The sequence below is a fragment of the Parabacteroides sp. AF17-28 genome (assembly GCF_003479205.1).
GTDB lineage: Bacteria > Bacteroidota > Bacteroidia > Bacteroidales > Tannerellaceae > Parabacteroides > Parabacteroides acidifaciens.
In genome coordinates, this window is sequence record NZ_QUGV01000026.1 from 34,260 (window position 1) to 52,243 (window position 17,984).

Consider the following 17,984-nt stretch of genomic DNA (forward strand, 5'->3'; position numbering starts at 1 on the left):
CTTTGCTTTTGGTATAACTAAATTCATTGGCTATGAGAAAAAGACAGAATGTAAATTTTCATCTGCTACCGATTAAGGAAGAGAGTATAAGCATCCCGAAAGAGGTTGCAAGGTATTTATTGGATATATCCAAGTTGATTATCGGAGGTGCTGTTATCACGGCGGCACTGGATATGATTCCCGATAAAATAACAGTGATATATATAGCTGGAGTAGCGGCTACTGTGATAGCCATTGGTGCTTTTATTACATTAATAACTTATAAAAAATAATGACAATGAGTGCAGCAATTTTATTATACAGTATTTTAGGTGGATTAGGCTTAGCCTATCTTATCTTTATTCTGACCCCGGCCGGAAAACGTTGGATAAGATCTTGGGATAAATAAACGTAAGTTTCTCAAATAAAAAGCGTACGTCTTTCGGGGAAAAGACGTACGCTTTTTTTCATAACTTTCCGCATAACCCAACAAGGCACTTTTCAATATAACAAAACTATAGTTCAGTATATTTCATGTACAAAATAGTGTATAGTGCGGAATATGCAGAAAGGATCCTTATTTCTTTATATTCGTCGATTTGTAAGCATGGATATTTTCTTTCTTCCCGGCAGACGGTTCCGTGACCTTGATCTTTGTAAATGTGCCGTTGTTCACATCATCCAACACGATAGCCAGACGATAGTCTTTCTTTAAGGCTGTCAACTTCACATTCTTGAATGTGACCCCATCTGCATGGCGTACATAAAATCCCCAGGCAGGTAACTCTTTATGCTGGGAAAATTCAGGATAAGCCTTCGGCATTTCAGGCACTTTGTCCAACTCGTCCAGACCAACCTTCGCATACAAAGGATTACCACCGCCCGGATATACGATCTCTACATTCTCGATCGAGACATTGGTAATCTTATTATCCTTCAAACCAACAATCCCGGAGGGAGAGATATTACGGGGATTATCTTCCGTCGGTCCTTCATACTCATATCCGGCATCCGGCTTTGTGGCAGGGACCTCCGCGTAGACATTCGAGATATGTACGTTATCCATCCGGCTACGGCGGCCCTCACGGCGCTCCCCTACAACCAGGTAAATAGGATTACCCGTATTGATGGAACGCAGGCTATCCACTATCACATTTTCAACCAGCCCACCATCGACCGCTTGGATCGTTATAGCCGAACGGAACGTATCAAACACCGTATTATTGATAATCTTTATATTCTTAAAACCGCCTGTAGAGGCTGTCCCAAACTTGATACCGCTCGCACTGGAACAAGCCGTATTGTTGCGTACCTCGATATTCTGGCAGATTGCGTCAGCGCTATGTGACTTCAAACAAATCGCGTCGTCAGTAGCATCCACATAGCAGTTCTGGATCAGGGCGCCGTTACAATCGACGATATCCATACCGTCATTGTTCCAATAAGCGCGGCTGTGGACGGTAATACCATCGATCAACAGGTTCTCGCACTGGTCGTAGGTCTGCGTCCAGAAAGCCGGATTCATCAATGTAATCCCTTTTATCTCCACGTTCTTGCACTCGCGGAAGTAAACTAATTTCGGACGGTTGGCGACACGTCCCAACTGTAATTTGTCATTAATGACACCGGAATAGACCTGGTTGACGTAATTATTAGCAAGCTCACGTCCTCGTCCGTCGATCACGCCTTTGCCGGTAATCCCGATATTATCCTGTTTATTCGCCAGAATCAGACCATACCAGGCATTCAACTCCATATCATAATCGTACGGATTAGTGGAACCGACCAGCACTGCCCCTTCTCCCAGATGAATGGTCACATTCGACTTCATGTGGATACTTCCGGTCAGATAACGTCCGACACTAAACACAAGTCGTCCGCCTCCATTCTCAGAGATAAAATCAATCGCCTTCTGTATGGAACGGGTGTTCATGGTAGTCCCATCCGATTTAATCCCGAACATGGTCATCTGATAATCCTTTGCCCAAACCGGAACCACAGCCCCGATCAAAAAGCACATCATCACAATCTTCTTCAATATCTTCATATCTTCTTTATTTTTCAACTTTTAATTTTCAACTTTCAACTCTATACATAGTGACCGGTCCGACCAATCCCGCCGGCTGGATAACATCCTGCCTCCGGGTCCATGCCTGAGCAATCTTATTATCCGTCAGTGTCTTCATGTAATTACCCATAACGGTTACCACATGTATTTCAATTGTATTTCCCCCCTGTTTTAATTGGGCGGCTATCGGATGAATACGGCGACCATACCATTTGACGCCACAATTCTGCCCGTTTACGAATACTTCCGACACGCCATGCACCAATCCGAGATTTAGCGTCATGCCGGCTGGCGAGGAAACATTGATTTTCTTCTTATAAACAGCCGTTCCGCAGAAGTTCACATAGTCCGTTTCCTTCAAATCCTTCAGTTTGTCGAAATGTGCATTCTGCACCGTATTCTCACGGCTGTGGCGGAACTCGACATCCCAGTCGGACGAGAAGTCTTTCAAGTCTGTACCGGAGACAGGTAGCGGTTTATAGTCATTTCCTCTTTTTTGCTTATCGAATACGATCAGGAGAGAATCGGCAGGCCCAAAATTAAACAAGTAACTATTGTTCGCATCCAACGGCAGACGATAACGTTCGCCCGTTTCCAGATCCCATACCCATCCCTGGCGACCTTTCGCGATCTCGTTGCTGAAAGTGATGCGCGTCTGGTGGGAATCGTAGCGATGGGCATAACTAAAGAAGAATATTTCTTCCTTATTATCACCCTGATAACGGTTTTGCATCAGATAAAGATCTGGCTTTTCGATTGTCAGATAAGGTGCCAGGCCATACTCTTTCTGCACACCCTGATACCAGCCGACAAAGTCTTTCTCCGGTTTATGGAGCAGCACAAAACGGCCGTCCATCTGTTTCATCTTTTCGACATATTCCTGTACTTCCCTGTCGTGCTTGTCATGGTCCCGCAGTCCGACTGACTTATGCGGATAGGCTTCGATACAGAAGATACGGCCACCACATGCCACAAAGTCGTATAGTTTGCGGGCTGTTGCAGATTCCATGCTTTCTACTTCGATCAGGAACAGCGTCTTATATTTACGAGGCCCGTAACACAGATATCCGTCTTTCATCTCGGCATCCCGGATAATCGATTCGGACAGGTAATCACAACCACTGCCGTTCTTATTGATCGCTTCCCATACCAACGTCTTATACTTCACATTGGTCGTAGCGGGGAACGGTTCATTCTGCATACCCAACGTGCTCCACATATCGGCTGTCGGATTCAGGATAGCAATATCCGCATACATGGTTCCATGCTGCAGGGCGGAAGCCAGACGGCCCTTATAAGCCGTATAATATTTGAAATAGGGCCACCAGTTATTATTCTCATTGTAATAAGCCCCGTAACGTATCCATCCGGGGAACGGCGCCTCTTTCGGAGAATAGTTGAAGCCGTGGAAGATAGAATGTGTCACTCCTGAGATAGCGGTCTGGTCACCGCCGATCTTCAGCAGTTCCAGTGTCATATTGAAGACCGTATAGGTATTCGTCATCTCTTCGCAGCTTATCAGGCGTTTACCCCGCAGGTGGGCGGCAGAGGAGACATATTTATTGACCATCGTATAAGCACGGCCCCGACGGTAATCTTCTTCCGACATTTCTTCACCCAGACGGTGGCGCAGCCAGGTCATGGTCCACGATTCACATTCGGGAATATCATAATCTAAGCTACTTTCAAGCGGGAAGAAACCACGCCCGTAAGCTTGTGCACGCGATTTCACGTTCAGGCTCTTGCACCAGTCCAGATAGGTCTGCGTAAAGCGTTCACGCAGCAGTTCGGCTTTCGTGTATTCAAAGTCATACCGCACGCGCTGGATCGTATCGTCGAGTTCAGGAGTAAACTCGACTTTCGGTTCATAGGTCAGTACATTCCCCATACTACCCATCTTAAAGAGGATGAAAGGCAGGTAAGGCTGCACGTCATACCCCCGGCGTTTCTTGAATTCCTCCGCCATGTCGTACGACCAGTTCGAGCCTTCCAGCTCCATACTGTCGGTGAAAAGGCTGCGGATATTACCGGACAACGGGCCTAAGCGGTTCTGTATCTTGTCGGACATATTATTCAAGTATTTCTGCACGGCCGGCTTATTGAAGTGGTTCAACACAGGACCGGTCGCACCGGGAGCTCCATTGATTACCTCGAGGAAACCACGTATCTTGACAAGGGCAAACAGAACATACTTGCCATCGGGCACTTTAAATTTGAACGTTCCGTCCACCTCATTCTTCATCAGATCGATCGCCTGGTCAAGGCTGCCGAAAGGTTCAGGGACCAATTGCAGGGAAACCAGCTCCATTTTCTTACCCAAGAAAGGGGAACTGATAGCCGGATCGGCCGCACAGAACAGACCATCGCGGGAAACCTCATAGTCGATCGGCCCGCTGAGCTTCTCGGAATAGTTCACCACCACATCCGCCCGCTCGTCTCCTGTCAGAAACTCCGCCCCGAAAGGCCATCCTGAGCCGACAATCAGGTCGCAAGTCATATCAAGAGATTTTGCCTCATCGAAAGTCACCTGCAACATGTCGATCCATTCGTCGCTCAACCAGTGCAGGGATTTCTTTCCCAGGTCGTCCGTATCATTTCCCGGAAACTTAACAGGGTTTATTTCCACTCCGCCTATACCGGCATCCTTCAATAAGTGCAGCTCACGCTTCAACTCGTCGGCCTCAACCTTATCGCCGTTCCACCACCAACGGACAAACGGGCGATAGATGGATTGCGGATTACGGAACAACTTATATAATTCGCCGGAACGCAATGTTGCGCCCGTCGCTTCATCAGTCCCACTGACAGCACCCCAGAGTGGCATACGGCTACCTACCGCACATCCGGCTGTCCACAAAACACTTTGCTTGATAAAAGATCTCCTTTGCATATTTTTCCTCCCTTTTATTTATCGGTCGAGACAGCTTTGCCGTCCGGTGTAAGACAATTAGTAAATGTTAGATTTCGGGATGTACCGGCTGTTTGCAACGGCTCCACCACCATATTAAAATAGCAATCAGTCATCTTCATGCCGTCGCAGCCGGAGATAGAGACCGCATTACTCTCCGAAGTCTGTGCGTTTACAACCACCTTGTCGATTGTCACATTCCGGCAATCTTTATAAATCCCGGCCGTATTGCAAGCATCCTGAAGCGTGATCTGTTCAACCTTCACATCCTCGCAACCGTCCAGACAGATAAGGGCCGGGGCATAATCGGATACATCCCCTTTGATATGTCCTTTCTGCAACTGTTCTTCTATACTGGCTCTGAGCGCTTTGTTACGACCTTCGATAATACCTTTCCCTCCGATCCCGATATTCTTCTGCTTATCGGCATAGATCAGAGCATTACAACCGTTAGTCCCTTTAAAATCATATACGAAAGGAACAGCGACCAACGCCGCGCCCTCTTCGAGGCGTATCGTCACATTCGATTTCAACTCGATCGAACCGGTCAGGTAACGACCAACGTAAAAGACCAGCCGGCCACCTCCCTGCTCACTGATATAATCGACGGCCCGTTGAATGGAACGAGTGTTAAGCGTCACTCCGTCCGACTTGATGCCGAACATAGAGACTTGATAATCTTTCGCCGAAAGGCTCGCCACAAAAACCAGCAAACCGATCACACTTGCAAATAATTTATTTCTATTCATCTTGTTATCCTGTTCTTTTATTTTAATCCTGTCTGTTTCACTTCTGATTTATAGGGGAATATCTGCTGCTTCCCCTCACTTTCCGGCTCTATGAACCTGACATCTTTAAACGTCACCCCCTGCGCATCGTCGGTAACAATTGCCGGACGGTAATCCTTCTTCAAAGCCTTGAATGTCACATTATCGAAAGTGATACCTTCCGCATGGCGGATATAAAAACCCCAGGCAGGCAGTTCCTTGAACTGCGAAAACTCCGGATAGGATGTAACCATTTCGGGAATGCTATCCAACTCGGCCGGGGTCAGTCCACGATACGCGTAGTAGGGATTGCCGCCGCCAGGAGAAACGATCTCTATATTCTGGAGCGTCACGTTCTGAATCTTATAGTCCGGCAGCCCGACGATACTGGCCGGAGAAATATTACGGGGAAGGTCTTCGATCGGACCTTCATAGTTATAACCTGCATCCGGCTTATCCATCGGGATTTCGGCATAGACGTTCTTTATCGTAATATTTTTCATGACCGGTCTCTTCCCTGCACTCCAACGGTCGCCGATGCGGAGATAAATCACATTGCCGGTATGAATGGAACGTACGCCGTCTACTTCGATATTCTCGATCAGAGCCCCATCGACTGCCGCAAATGTAATGGCCGAACGATAGGTATCGTATATTTTGATATCCTTCACCTTGAAATTGCGGAATCCGCCTCGGGACACCGTTCCGAACTTCAACCCGCTGGCGCTCGACCGACCGACGCAGTTCTCCACCACCACGTTCTGGCACATACTGTTCGCATCGTGCGATTTGAAACAAAGTGCATCATCCGCCGCATCGATAAAGGAGTTTTTCAGCACGACACCGTCACAGTCGACTATATCGATCCCGTCGTTATTCCAATAGGATTTACTGTCGACATGAATCCCGTCGACATAGAGGTTCTTACATTGGTCGTACGTCTGGTTCCAGCTTGCCGGGTCCCTTAGCGTTATATCTTTGATTGTCACATTCTCGCACTCGCGGAAGTAGATGTTCTGCGGACGGTTTGTCTCATTCGGTCGACTCAATTTCAACGGGTCTTCATAGATGCCCCGTTGGATATAGTCCACCATATTATTGGCAGTCTGAAAACCGCGTCCGTTAATCGTCCCCTTTCCCGTGATACCGATATTCTGCTGTTTGACTGCAAAGATCATAGACATCCAGCGAATATACGAATCTTTTTCATAATCCCAGGGATTGGTCGACCCTAACAACGTAGCCCCTTCTTCAAGATGAAGCGTCACATTCGATTTCAGGTAGATCGTCCCGGTCAGGTAGTTGCCTGTGGTAAAAACCAAACGGCCTCCCCCCTGTTCGTTCACAAAGTCGATCCCTTTCTGGATGGAGTTCGTATTCAGTGTCTTACCATCCGCTTTTACACCAAAGTCTGTCGCATAATAATCCTTGGCCGACAGGTGCATACCACACAACAGGCCAACACACAAAAAGAAAAATTTATATCTGTTCATCATAATACGGTATTTACAAAAATAAGATTAATCCATGTTTCCATGTGTCTTTCATGTTGGACAAAAATATTGATGTTCACATATACTTTACCTATGCTTTTGATATTTATAATTAAAAATTTGGCAAAAAGAAAAGATATATGCCGAAGACTGATTACTTCACAGTAATATTTATCTCTTTCGAGTATCTTAACGTTTTTGCGATCTCATGCTCACTCACCTCAACCTTTTTCACCATCAATTCCGGAATATTATATGAAAACATCAACTGCTTATAATACACCAACGGATTTTCCTGAGGAAGTAAAAATGGTTTGTGAGCTTTCCCTTTTTCATCAATATAAGTAATAAAAGGCCTGGTATATAATCCGTTTGTCCTTCTACTGCTGAATACCATCCAACGGCTATTCTCACTCCAGGAATGATAGCTATCCACATCATCCGAATTAGCTTCGGACAGAGGATAAACTTGCTTTGTCTGCAGATTAACCATGTATAAATCCGCATCTTTATGCCAAATGGAAAAGTTACCAAATTCATGTAACGTAAATGCCAAGAACTTTCCATCGGGCGATATGCGTGGAAACGATACGCTTTTCCCATTTAAAGGGGCATTGTACAAAGTATCCACCTTATCTCCGAAAGTCATATCCTCTGGATTGAAATCTATTCTCAAAAGACTATATTTCACTTTTTTATAACTCTGCGGCATCGAGTCGACAGCATGAGCAGAACAATAATACAAACTCCGCCCATCCGGCGAAAACGTAGGAAAAGTCTCAAATGCCTGATTCGATTTAGTCAGTGGAGAGTATGTGATTTGATGTGTATGGACATTATAGACAACGACATCCGAGGCTAAATCATATACCTCTACACGATTGGGATGGTGATTAAAAAAACTTTGCTTCGTCTTATTGACCGAAAATGCGATATAATCTCCCGATGGATGCCAATAGGGGTAAACCAAAGCACTCATCGTCGAATCTGTTTTCGTATTCAACTTCTCAATAACTTTGTCCCGGATCAATATCGTACCTCCGAACTCCGCCCTTGCATGAAACATCATTTTATCCGGATTCCGATTACAGTAAGAATGGCAATTCACGCAATTACCATTCGTCAATTTGTTCTCATAAATAGCTGTTTGCGTATAATTTTCCAAATTACGTTGATAAAGACCCATTTCTTTCCAACCTTCATATCCGGGAGGAATTAAGCGGTATGAAAGATAAGCGTCTATAGGCTCCGGTGCGACATGTATGAAAAAAGATTTATAACCGACCCATTCATTCCCTGTCTGAATAGCAACCACCAGTTCAATCGTCCTGCCTTTATTACGTTCCATCAGTTTCTTCCAAGCAGAACCGGAAAAAGAAAAAAGCCCATTCTTTCCTTCTATCTGCATCTCATCGTCCACTCCTGCTACAATCAGGCGACACGCCTCTTTCCCCATATAGGAAAAATTCAGAGGCGCTATATTATAAGGGACTGTCACATCCTTATAATCCGGGAATATTACAGGAACTTCGTCTATTGTTCTTGATATTTTTATATCATTCTTTCCACAAGTAATGCAACAGAACACAAGACTTAACACCCATATATATTTGTAGATCTTCTTCATATTATATTTGTACAAAAAGTAAATAATGCCAAAACGTATTTTTATATTGAGTCAGAGATTGTGCAGATTGGCTCTGCCGAACCTTCCCATACGCCTCTTTAAAGATTGCAAAGCGGTCAAACGTTTCTTGCGTTACTCCGTGATTTTTACAATAGTCCAGATCCACACGCTGATAATCGGCCAATTGCTCTTTAGTTATGCCATGTTGCACGGCATAAGCTTCATCCAACGTATGGTAATAGTCATAAAAGAAAACCAGGGCTTCCTGTGCCGGCACGGGTAATGACTTCAGCCCGGGTGTTCCGTAATACTTTTCAATAAATTCCTTCGTGTGATTAATATCTTTTGCCAGCAACAAGTAAGAGATCGCGTATTGCATAGCTTTTACATCACTTGGATTAGTATCAAGTATTTTATACAAATCATCCATTGGCGAATCGAACAGGACAAACGCTTCCTCATTCGGGAAATCCCTCCTTCCGGTTCCTAAAACGGGATCTTGCTCTACCTGTTCATCGTTAAACAAGAACTTTCTTTGTGAAGTCGCCCATTCTGAGTAATGTAATGTCTTTTCCAATAGTTCTATATATTTCAATGCAACAGCATAAGAGCCACGCATCAAATCGATTTGCAATATCATTTTTAACATGGTCGGATTATAACCGTTCAAAGACTGACAGGCATTAAATGCAACATTCTGTGCAGCCCCCATATTTCCCATAGCAAACAATATATGGGCAAGTCTCACATCGGGTGTTTTATCTTTCGGTATATAAACAAGAGAAGCCGGTCCAAACTGCGGATAAAGGAATAAATTTTCCGCAAGTACTCCTTTTTGTATTAAAGAGAAATTCAGATAATTTGCACCATTATAATTCCGCATATTCTTTGCGCTGACAGCTGTCAACTCATCCCATTCCTCATTTACCGTATAGTATTCATACTGATAAAAAGCGCTAAGGTTTGCATTCATATTCAAATGATAACTCTTCCAGAAAGACCAGAATCCGGTAATTACAATAACCAGGCAAACCACAGTTTGCAAATAACGGCTCCTTTCTGCAAAGTAGCCGACAAGCCCGGTTATCAACATACAGGCCGGTAATGTTATCCAACCGATATAATGGACAAACGGAGCTGTAACCGTTGCCTCATAATAACATAACGGGGTATAAGCATAAGTATATATCCCCAACCAACCGCCTTGTACGGCGACGAAACCCATGGCAAAAGCAAATATCACATATAAAGAAGAAAGTAAAGCCCACTCCCGCTTTTTCAGACAATCAAACAAAAAAGCACTAATCGCAAACAAAAGCGCCACCGACCCGGCCAGATAAAATAAAACAATTGTGAATATACAACCCAGAACCAACCTCAGACGCTTATTTCGCTTAAAAACCGTACTATATATGAACAGAAACAACAGCATCAAAAGATAAGCCGTTACACCCTCATAATGATAATTATTATCGAGCAGTGATGCCGCAAAAAACAAACCGGGAATGAAAGAGAGCGGGAATGCATACCAATAATCTCCTATCTTGCGAAGGATAAGCCAAACGGATAAAGTTATCAAAGCCAGAAGAAGTGTGGTAAGAACAATACTCGACCAAAGCGAGTAGAAGAATTGGACAAGAAACCTGGCCATTAGAATAGCAAAGCCTCCGGGTTGCCTAAAAAGCTCTCCTATATAAATCAAATCAAACAAAAATAACTGTTGTTGCTCCCGATAAAATAAAGCATACTGCTGAGTCTCTTTGATATAACATCCTAATACAAAGAATAATATAAAACCTATTCCCAAAAGTACACTATTTTTATTTCTGAAGCCCATGATCCTAATACTATTACAATTTAAGAACTATATTAAATGACAAGAAAGGACGGTATAAGTACCGTCCTTCCCATATGATTAAAATACATTCTATTAATAACCGTGATTTTGTGGATATTCTACGCCACTATTAGACTGAATAACCTGAATAGGAATCGGATATTGATAGTTATATGGTGCAAAGTTCGGAATATACCTCTGTTCAGCCTCACTCCATTCACGTACCTGGTTAGATCCTGATAAGTTTTCGTATCCGAAACCATATTTACGAACACGATCATACATCGTATTACCGGTTTGTTCATCCTGAATCGGATGGCAATCACTGATATAAGTCGCATTCGGGTTAACCGACAGACGGTTTAATGTAACCCAACGATGTTCCTCGCCCAATAACTCACGTGTACGTTCATCCAGGATATAATCGATGTTGATATCAGCAGCAGAGCAAAGCGGTGCATTCGCACGATCGCGCAAAACGTTGATATCATCGGCTGCTTTACCCTTATCACCCAATGCCAGATAAGCTTCGGCACGGATAAGGTAGGTTTCAGCAACACGAAGCATATACCAGTCGCAATCGTAAGCTCTATTATCCCCATTAGGATGCTTGTCATCCGTAAATTTCCACAAACGCGGGAAAATAGAAATTGTATCACTTGCCGTGATTCGAAGATTTTCTTCGTCCGGTGTACCGACTGCAGCGGCAGCTCTTGCATAAGCTGCAGCTTTTTCATCCAACCAACGGGTTCCTCCGGGAGTATACCAATTCTTCTGGATCATCGTTTCGGAACCACGGAAATCTTCTCTGCTACCCTGCTTGGAATTATCCCACAAACCATTATATACATATCGTGTCGGATACATAATATTACCAATATAAGGGACATTGCCTCCTATAGAGTCACGCGCAATATTGGCTTCATAGCGTCCATTTGCATCCGGGACTGTAGAAACGGCACTACCTACGACACCGTCTGCGAAACAAGCAGTATTTACACCAAATAAATAAACCTGAGTTCCGTCGGCCAAGGTACGTCTTGTATTGTTCATACGAACTGTGTTACACAACCAGTTGGCTTCAGTCGTACAACTTTGCACACGCCACCATTCGTCACCACCACCACCGGTAGAATACGTATTATAATTAAACTGGCATACCCAGATAGCCTCTTTGTTATCAGGAGAATTCTGGTTACCGCCTTCGCGGAACAAGTCCCAGTATGCACCAGCAGGAGCAGCCAAAGAATTACCATAACGGTCGGTCGCTTCAGCAGCACGGGAGCCAAAACGAGTTGTCATGACATGATAATCACCGTCTGTTCCGTTAAGGACACGGGTTGCAGCCTCTACCGCACCATTGAAGTCACCTAATGCCAGATTGATTTCTGCCAGATAATGGTCGGCAGCAGCCCGAACAATTTGTCCGGGTTTATCGACTTTAATTGGTAGATTTTGTGCCGCATACGTAAAGTCTTGCTTACAAAACTCCCAAACAGCTTGGCGGTTACTCGGTTCATAACCGGTTTGGATTTCTGTAGCATGATGCTCCAGAATAGGCACATTTCCATACATACTTGCCAATACACGATAAGCCCAACCTCTGAAGAAAACAGCCGTAGCACGAAGTTCTGCTTTCCTTGTCTCTGAAGAATAAGTAATGCTCGTACGCTCATCCATCATATCAATCACCGTATTTGCACGGTTAATCAACGTGTACAAATTATCATACCAGTGACGGGTAAAACCATTACTCGAATTCAAGTTGGCCCAGTTTCCAAAGTCGCCATTACCATTAGTCGGCGCATAAGTATCAAGCCCCAAGCCTTCAATCATCCAGGAGTGCCCACCGTGAGTCTGTCCCATCATTAATGACTGAATCTGCCGATAACACGAGTTCAATCCCATCTCCATATCCGATTCAGAAGTATAGAACGTCTGATCGTTAAAAGTATAAGAGTGTTCGGTCAAGAATTTATCTTCACTTTGGCACCCGGTGAAACCCGCAGCAAGAGAGGCACCGGCAAGCATAGCTAATAAATATTTACTGAATTTCATATTTACTCCTTTTTAATAATGTTATTAGAATGATAAGTTAACACCCAATGAGAACGTTCTATAAGTACCATTACGTCCATAACGGCTTGAAGCAGCGCCGGAAGCAATCGTACCGCCGTCTTCCGGATCAAGTCCGGACCATCCGGTAATTGTAAAGAGATCCGTACCAGACAGGTAAACACGCAAAGAAGAAATGTCTAACTTCTGCAAGAATCTTGGATCCACATTATAAGAGAGCACAAGGTCTTTCAACTTCAAGAATGACCGACTATTCCAATACAAGTAATTCAACGAGTTGTCATAACCGTAACGCGGATATTTGTCTGTATGGTTCGTCTCGGTCCATGGTTCAATTGCATCCAGCTGAGCACCACCGCCCATACTTGTACCGAATGCATTAGGGTCGAATCCTAAGAAATGAGTATCGCTACCCTGCATCCAACGGAAATTGAAATACAAAGAGAAGTTCTTCCAGCTCAACGTATTACCGAAATTAACCGTGAACAACGGATCCATATCTCCGATCCAATGTCTGTCATCTCCGGTAATCTTGCCATCTCCATTGTAATCTTCGAATTTCAAGTCACCCGGAACAGCATTCGGCTGAATCATATTACCTTTGGAATCTACATAATTATTGATTTCTTCCTGGCTCTGGAAAACGCCCAACTTCTTCAGATCATAGGCAGAACCGATTGCATGTCCGATTTGAAGAGCATAATAGGAATCGAAGCCATAAGCAACAGCATTAGCCACATCATCAGCCTCTTCTCCTTTATAATCTTTGCCGTACAAGCTCTTAACCGTGTTCCTATTAAGGTCGAATACCAGATTAGAAGTCCAGCGGAGTTTGTCTTTACCATCACCATCGATATTCACTGAATTCAAGGAAATCTCAATACCTTTATTCGTTACTTTTCCGGCATTGTCAAAGGCTTCCTGAAAACCGGTAGGATAAGGAACAGAACGTTTCATCAACATATCAGTCGTCTTACCCACATAGGCATCTACGCTACCATCCAAACGGCCGTTCAATACGCTGAAATCAAGACCTAAATTATATTTCTCCACTGTTGCCCATGTCAAAGCTTTATTCGGAAGGGAAGCAGGAGAGATACCAAATGCACTACCTGAGCTTGTATCGCCAAACCAAGTGTAAGTCGTACTTACGCTTGCTACCGTAGCATACGGATCTACGGAACGGCTACCATTTTGTCCCCAAGAAAGACGGAGTTTCAAATAATCCAACCAATTGGCATTATCTTTAATAAAGCTTTCATTACTCAGAACCCATGCGGCAGATGCACCATAGAAGTTACCCCATTTACGACCTGCTGCAAATGCTGAATAACCGTCACGACGGTAGTTGAAAGTTGCATAATATTTGCCATTAAAGTTATAATTAATACGGCCTAAATAAGCAATAGAAGAACTGCTTGTACGTTCACGTCTAACTGTAACAGTACCGGCCAAATCCTGTTTGTAGACACCCAGAATAGTCGGGACAGAGAAGTTTTCAAAGTCCGTTCTATGGTATTCGTTATTATAGGCTTCACGTGTATATCCAAACAACGCATCGATATGATGATTTTTAATATCCTTTGTATAAGTAAAGATATTATCAACGTTCCATGTTGCTGAACGGGAAGAATAAGAATAACCTCCGGCATTTGCTCCGAACTGTGAAGGATCATCCATCTGAGCCGTATTATCAGTATTTACCCAAATACGGGGATCGTTAAATAAATCACGCGTACCGGTATTACGTTGACCGTTCAATGTGATGCGATAAGACAGCCCTTCCAAAAATGGAAAATCTACTTGAGTATAAAATACTCCGTTAACATTATAGCCACGATCTTGTTTATCCGTCCACAGATATGAGTCATCCGAACCGGTACCCCAAAATGGACTGACTACGTTGCCATCAGGATGAGAGTTATACCAATCTTCATACCCTGGCTGGCGTGCATGCGTATAAGAATAAGGAGTCATCCAAGTCGCATTCTGGATACGAGCCGGAACGCCCCAACTCTTAGTACTCAAAAAATTCCCCTTTAAACCAAAGGTCAACCATTCTTTTGCCTTAATATCCAATTTGGAAAGGACGTTGTATTTTTCATAATCATTACCTTTCATAATACCTTCTTGGCGATAATAGTCACCGGAAATATAATAGTTGACAGCTTTCGATTTACCGGAAACACTGACATCATACTTCTGCGCAACACCGACGCGTGATACTTCATCAATCCAATCCGTGTACATTCCTTCGTTGTAAGCATCCAATTCAACCGTATTCAGCAGCTGTGCTTTGTCGTAATCCATAGACCAAACAGCATCTCCAGGAATGTCACCGCTTGCCTGTTTTGAGTAGAAACGATTTCTAAAGAATTTCTCTTCATTTGAAACCATTTTGGGCTGACGAGTCCAATCTGAAAAACTCCAGTTCGTATTAACATTAATAACAGGCTTTTCACTTTGCCCTCTCTTCGTCGTAATAATGATCACACCATTAGCGGCACGAGAACCGTAGATAGCAGCAGCAGAGGCATCCTTCAACACATCGATACTTTGAATATCATTTGTGTTGATTTCATTGATCGAACCAAAAGAGATAACGCCATCGACAATAAGCAACGGGGCATTGACTCCCTGTTTATCAGACGTTGCAGCAGTAGGAATCGCATTTTTACCACGAAGGGTCATAGATCCCATATTGTCACCTCCGGCGCTGTTCGTCGGAGCATACTTCATACCGGCTACTTTACTTGACAATGCAGCAATTGCATTCGGGTTCGGTAACGCAGTAATTTCACTATCCGAAAATCTTACATTAGAAATGGCACCGGACACATCTCGTTTACGTGCAGTACCATAACCGACAACGACAACCTCATCAAGTTGTTCTGTGTCTTCCAGAAGTGTCACATTAATAATTTTTTGATTGCCGACTTCCACCTCTTGAGTTTTAAACCCGACAAATGAAAATACCAAAACAGCCTTACTACCTCCCGGAACATTCGGAAGTATAAATGTACCATCAGCACCTGTCATCGTACCGATTGTCTGACCCTTAACCGCGATATTTACGCCCGGAAGTTCCAAACCTTCAGCATCAACCACCTTTCCTGAAATAGAAATCTGGGCAAATGCTTGCAATCCTACGCATAGGAAACATAGCAATAATAGAATTCGATTCCTCATAATCTCCAAACTTTATTAGGTTAAACGATATTTATTTTCACAAATATCCGCCTTTGTTATCTTTAAAATCATGAAAAAATGATATTTTTCCCTCGGTTTTTGACAGATACAATAATTTTAGTATAATTGTGCCCCCCTGAAAATATCTGTTCAACTTGATTAGTAGACAATATTATATATGTATAAAAACTCAGTTTACATAATGCCATTCTATGATTTACTAAAATGACCGCAAATGTTAAGGGAAGGAAATCAAGAGTGGCAATATCCCCGACTGCCATATCCTACAAAACAAGTTAAATTTACAATAACCCCCTATCCCTTCTATTTTTCTATTTCGTCCGAAATCTTGGTCGATTTTGAATTGACTCTTTTCACGGTTTAAGATCTTCTGGCTGACAACAGACGGAATGAGGTGCCGAGCCCGTTCTGGGATGCATGCAATTTGATTATCGAAAACCGGAAATAGCAGCAAAGTGATAAACCTTAACTCCCGGAGAATCGAATATTTGAAAATAAAACGGACGGCGTTCCGAATATCCCAAGGAAATTCAGGGGCTTTTTTGCCCTAAAGACGGTCCTCTTTCCAATTACGACCGTCCTAATCGCCATTACGACCGTCCTAATCTTCGCGAGGTGCCGAGTGCACTACACATTAGCACGGTCGTAATGGCAAAAAGGACGGTCGTAATTGCTGGAAACGCTCAAAAAAGGCGAAAAAGTCCCTTTTTGAGGCCCAAAAAACAGATTAACATTTGTTTGGTTTCGGAGACCTTTTGAGTCTAAAAAATGCGTTTTATACAATAAGTCCCAGGAAATAAAAAAATGACATTCCTGATATACGCTGGTTTGAACATAAGATTCTCTATTATTTCCAAAAGCGACTATTGGAGAAATTCAATCGAATATCAAATCCTGTTTTTCAGGGATTTCTTTACGAAACAAAAAATCTTACAAACAAGTATATTGCTAAAAAAACAAACAAGTAGCAAAGGAAATTGAAAAATAAATATTATGTTTGCGTGATTAGGATACACTATATATAGTATGATCTTTGCGAGTAAGATGCAAATTTCACATAATAAAATTTCATTCTATAACTTCAAAAAAGCACCAAATGGATTTTGACCGTAGCAAACATAATGTCATAAAATACTTACCGACAAATAATGATGAAAACATCTGGAGCATGTCTATTAGCGGAATTGGATTTCAATCTATTGACTCAAAAGACAGCTACCCTCTTAAAGGACATCCGATCGGATATACATTCAACCCTGAAAGAGGTAGAATTATCGATGAATTTGCATTAGTCTATATAATAAAAGGAGAAGGGACCTTTTCTTCTATAACCTGTCCGGAAAAGAGACTCTCCAAAGGAGACGCTTTTTTCATTTTCCCGGGGCAATGGCATAGTTATCAACCCAAACCCAATATCGGATGGGATGAATATTACGTTACATTTCACGGAGATTATTTTGAATATTTATTAAACAAGATTGTGAATAACGCAAACCCTATATTTCATATCGGCATAAACGATCAAATAGTCAAGCATTTCGGGGAAATGCTTGACTGTGCCAGGGCACAGAGGACTGGATTCCAGGCAGTGTTAGCCGGAATCGTCATGCACACCATAGGTTTAATCTATTCCATCAGCAAAAATCAAGACTCCGGTTCGGCATCCATGCAGAAAATACAGGAAGCTTGTGTCCTGATGCGGGAGAATATCTATGACAAGTTTACTCCCGAGGATGTTGCGGAATCGATTAACATGAGCTATTCCAATTTCAGAAAATCATTCAAACAATATACGGGAATCGCCCCACACCAATACATGTTGCAGCTGAAGCTCAGCAAAATCAAAGATTTGCTAAGTAGCACGGATATGTCCATACAAGACATCGCCATGAAACTGAATTTCGAATCGGCAGATTATTTTTCCTACTTCTTCAGGAGTAAAACGGGAATAAACCCGCTTTCTTATCGAAAAGAAATCGAGAAGCAGCGCGAAAAAGCTCAAAAGAATTTACACTAAGG

General features: G+C 43.1%; 10 protein-coding genes. 2 read left to right on the plus strand and 8 right to left on the minus strand.

Going from position 1 to position 17,984, the window contains the following annotated elements; genetic code table 11:
• Positions 1–32: 32 nt before the first annotated feature.
• Positions 33–272, plus strand: a complete 240-nt coding sequence (locus DWW90_RS16400; protein WP_115500364.1) for a DUF6722 family protein — start codon at positions 33–35, stop codon at positions 270–272.
• Positions 273–556: 284 nt separating this feature from the next.
• On the opposite strand, the gene DWW90_RS16405 is transcribed toward DWW90_RS16400, so the two are convergent.
• The 8 genes from DWW90_RS16405 to DWW90_RS16440 all read right to left on the minus strand — a co-directional run bounded on the left by DWW90_RS16405 (position 557) and on the right by DWW90_RS16440 (position 15,944).
• Complete coding sequence (locus tag DWW90_RS16405) at positions 557–2,026, minus strand: glycoside hydrolase family 28 protein (protein ID WP_122345761.1); 1,470 nt, start codon at positions 2,024–2,026, stop codon at positions 557–559.
• Positions 2,027–2,054: 28 nt separating this feature from the next.
• Positions 2,055–4,937: a glycosyl hydrolase gene (locus DWW90_RS16410; protein WP_122345739.1), complete on the minus strand. Its 2,883-nt coding sequence runs from the start codon at positions 4,935–4,937 to the stop codon at positions 2,055–2,057.
• 14 nt (positions 4,938–4,951) lie between these two features.
• Positions 4,952–5,704, minus strand: a complete 753-nt coding sequence (locus DWW90_RS16415; RefSeq protein WP_122332845.1) for a glycosyl hydrolase family 28 protein — start codon at positions 5,702–5,704, stop codon at positions 4,952–4,954.
• A gap of 17 nt (positions 5,705–5,721) precedes the next feature.
• A complete protein-coding gene (locus DWW90_RS16420) occupies positions 5,722–7,215 on the minus strand; it encodes a glycoside hydrolase family 28 protein (RefSeq protein WP_122345762.1) in 1,494 nt (497 codons plus the stop codon).
• A 154-nt stretch (positions 7,216–7,369) separates the two neighbouring features.
• Entirely contained in the window at positions 7,370–8,842 is a 1,473-nt protein-coding gene (locus DWW90_RS16425; RefSeq protein WP_122345740.1) for a PD40 domain-containing protein, read from the minus strand.
• A 1-nt stretch (position 8,843) separates the two neighbouring features.
• Entirely contained in the window at positions 8,844–10,679 is a 1,836-nt protein-coding gene (locus tag DWW90_RS16430; RefSeq protein WP_233547784.1) for a DUF6057 family protein, read from the minus strand.
• Positions 10,680–10,772: 93 nt separating this feature from the next.
• The gene (locus DWW90_RS16435) at positions 10,773–12,737 is read right to left on the minus strand and encodes a RagB/SusD family nutrient uptake outer membrane protein (RefSeq protein ID WP_122345742.1); all 1,965 of its coding nucleotides are present in this window, start codon (positions 12,735–12,737) and stop codon (positions 10,773–10,775) included.
• A 24-nt stretch (positions 12,738–12,761) separates the two neighbouring features.
• Positions 12,762–15,944 carry a TonB-dependent receptor gene (locus DWW90_RS16440; RefSeq protein WP_122345763.1) on the minus strand — a complete coding sequence of 1,061 codons (3,183 nt, stop codon included), beginning with the start codon at positions 15,942–15,944 and terminating at the stop codon, positions 12,762–12,764.
• Positions 15,945–17,061: 1,117 nt separating this feature from the next.
• Between DWW90_RS16440 and DWW90_RS16450 the strand changes: the two genes are divergently transcribed.
• Entirely contained in the window at positions 17,062–17,982 is a 921-nt protein-coding gene (locus DWW90_RS16450; RefSeq protein ID WP_122345744.1) for an AraC family transcriptional regulator, read from the plus strand.
• Positions 17,983–17,984: the final 2 nt, after the last annotated feature.

Bases quoted from the DNA above. Each gene is read 5' to 3' on its own strand.
- DWW90_RS16400 (WP_115500364.1), top strand. From the start codon at position 33: ATGAGAAAAAGACAGAATGTAAATTTTCATCTGCTACCGATTAAGGAA.
- DWW90_RS16405 (WP_122345761.1), bottom strand. From the start codon at position 2,026: ATGAAGATATTGAAGAAGATTGTGATGATGTGCTTTTTGATCGGGGCT.
- DWW90_RS16410 (WP_122345739.1), bottom strand. From the start codon at position 4,937: ATGCAAAGGAGATCTTTTATCAAGCAAAGTGTTTTGTGGACAGCCGGA.
- DWW90_RS16415 (WP_122332845.1), bottom strand. From the start codon at position 5,704: ATGAATAGAAATAAATTATTTGCAAGTGTGATCGGTTTGCTGGTTTTT.
- DWW90_RS16420 (WP_122345762.1), bottom strand. From the start codon at position 7,215: ATGAACAGATATAAATTTTTCTTTTTGTGTGTTGGCCTGTTGTGTGGT.
- DWW90_RS16425 (WP_122345740.1), bottom strand. From the start codon at position 8,842: ATGAAGAAGATCTACAAATATATATGGGTGTTAAGTCTTGTGTTCTGT.
- DWW90_RS16430 (WP_233547784.1), bottom strand. From the start codon at position 10,679: ATGGGCTTCAGAAATAAAAATAGTGTACTTTTGGGAATAGGTTTTATA.
- DWW90_RS16435 (WP_122345742.1), bottom strand. From the start codon at position 12,737: ATGAAATTCAGTAAATATTTATTAGCTATGCTTGCCGGTGCCTCTCTT.
- DWW90_RS16440 (WP_122345763.1), bottom strand. From the start codon at position 15,944: ATGAGGAATCGAATTCTATTATTGCTATGTTTCCTATGCGTAGGATTG.
- DWW90_RS16450 (WP_122345744.1), top strand. From the start codon at position 17,062: ATGGATTTTGACCGTAGCAAACATAATGTCATAAAATACTTACCGACA.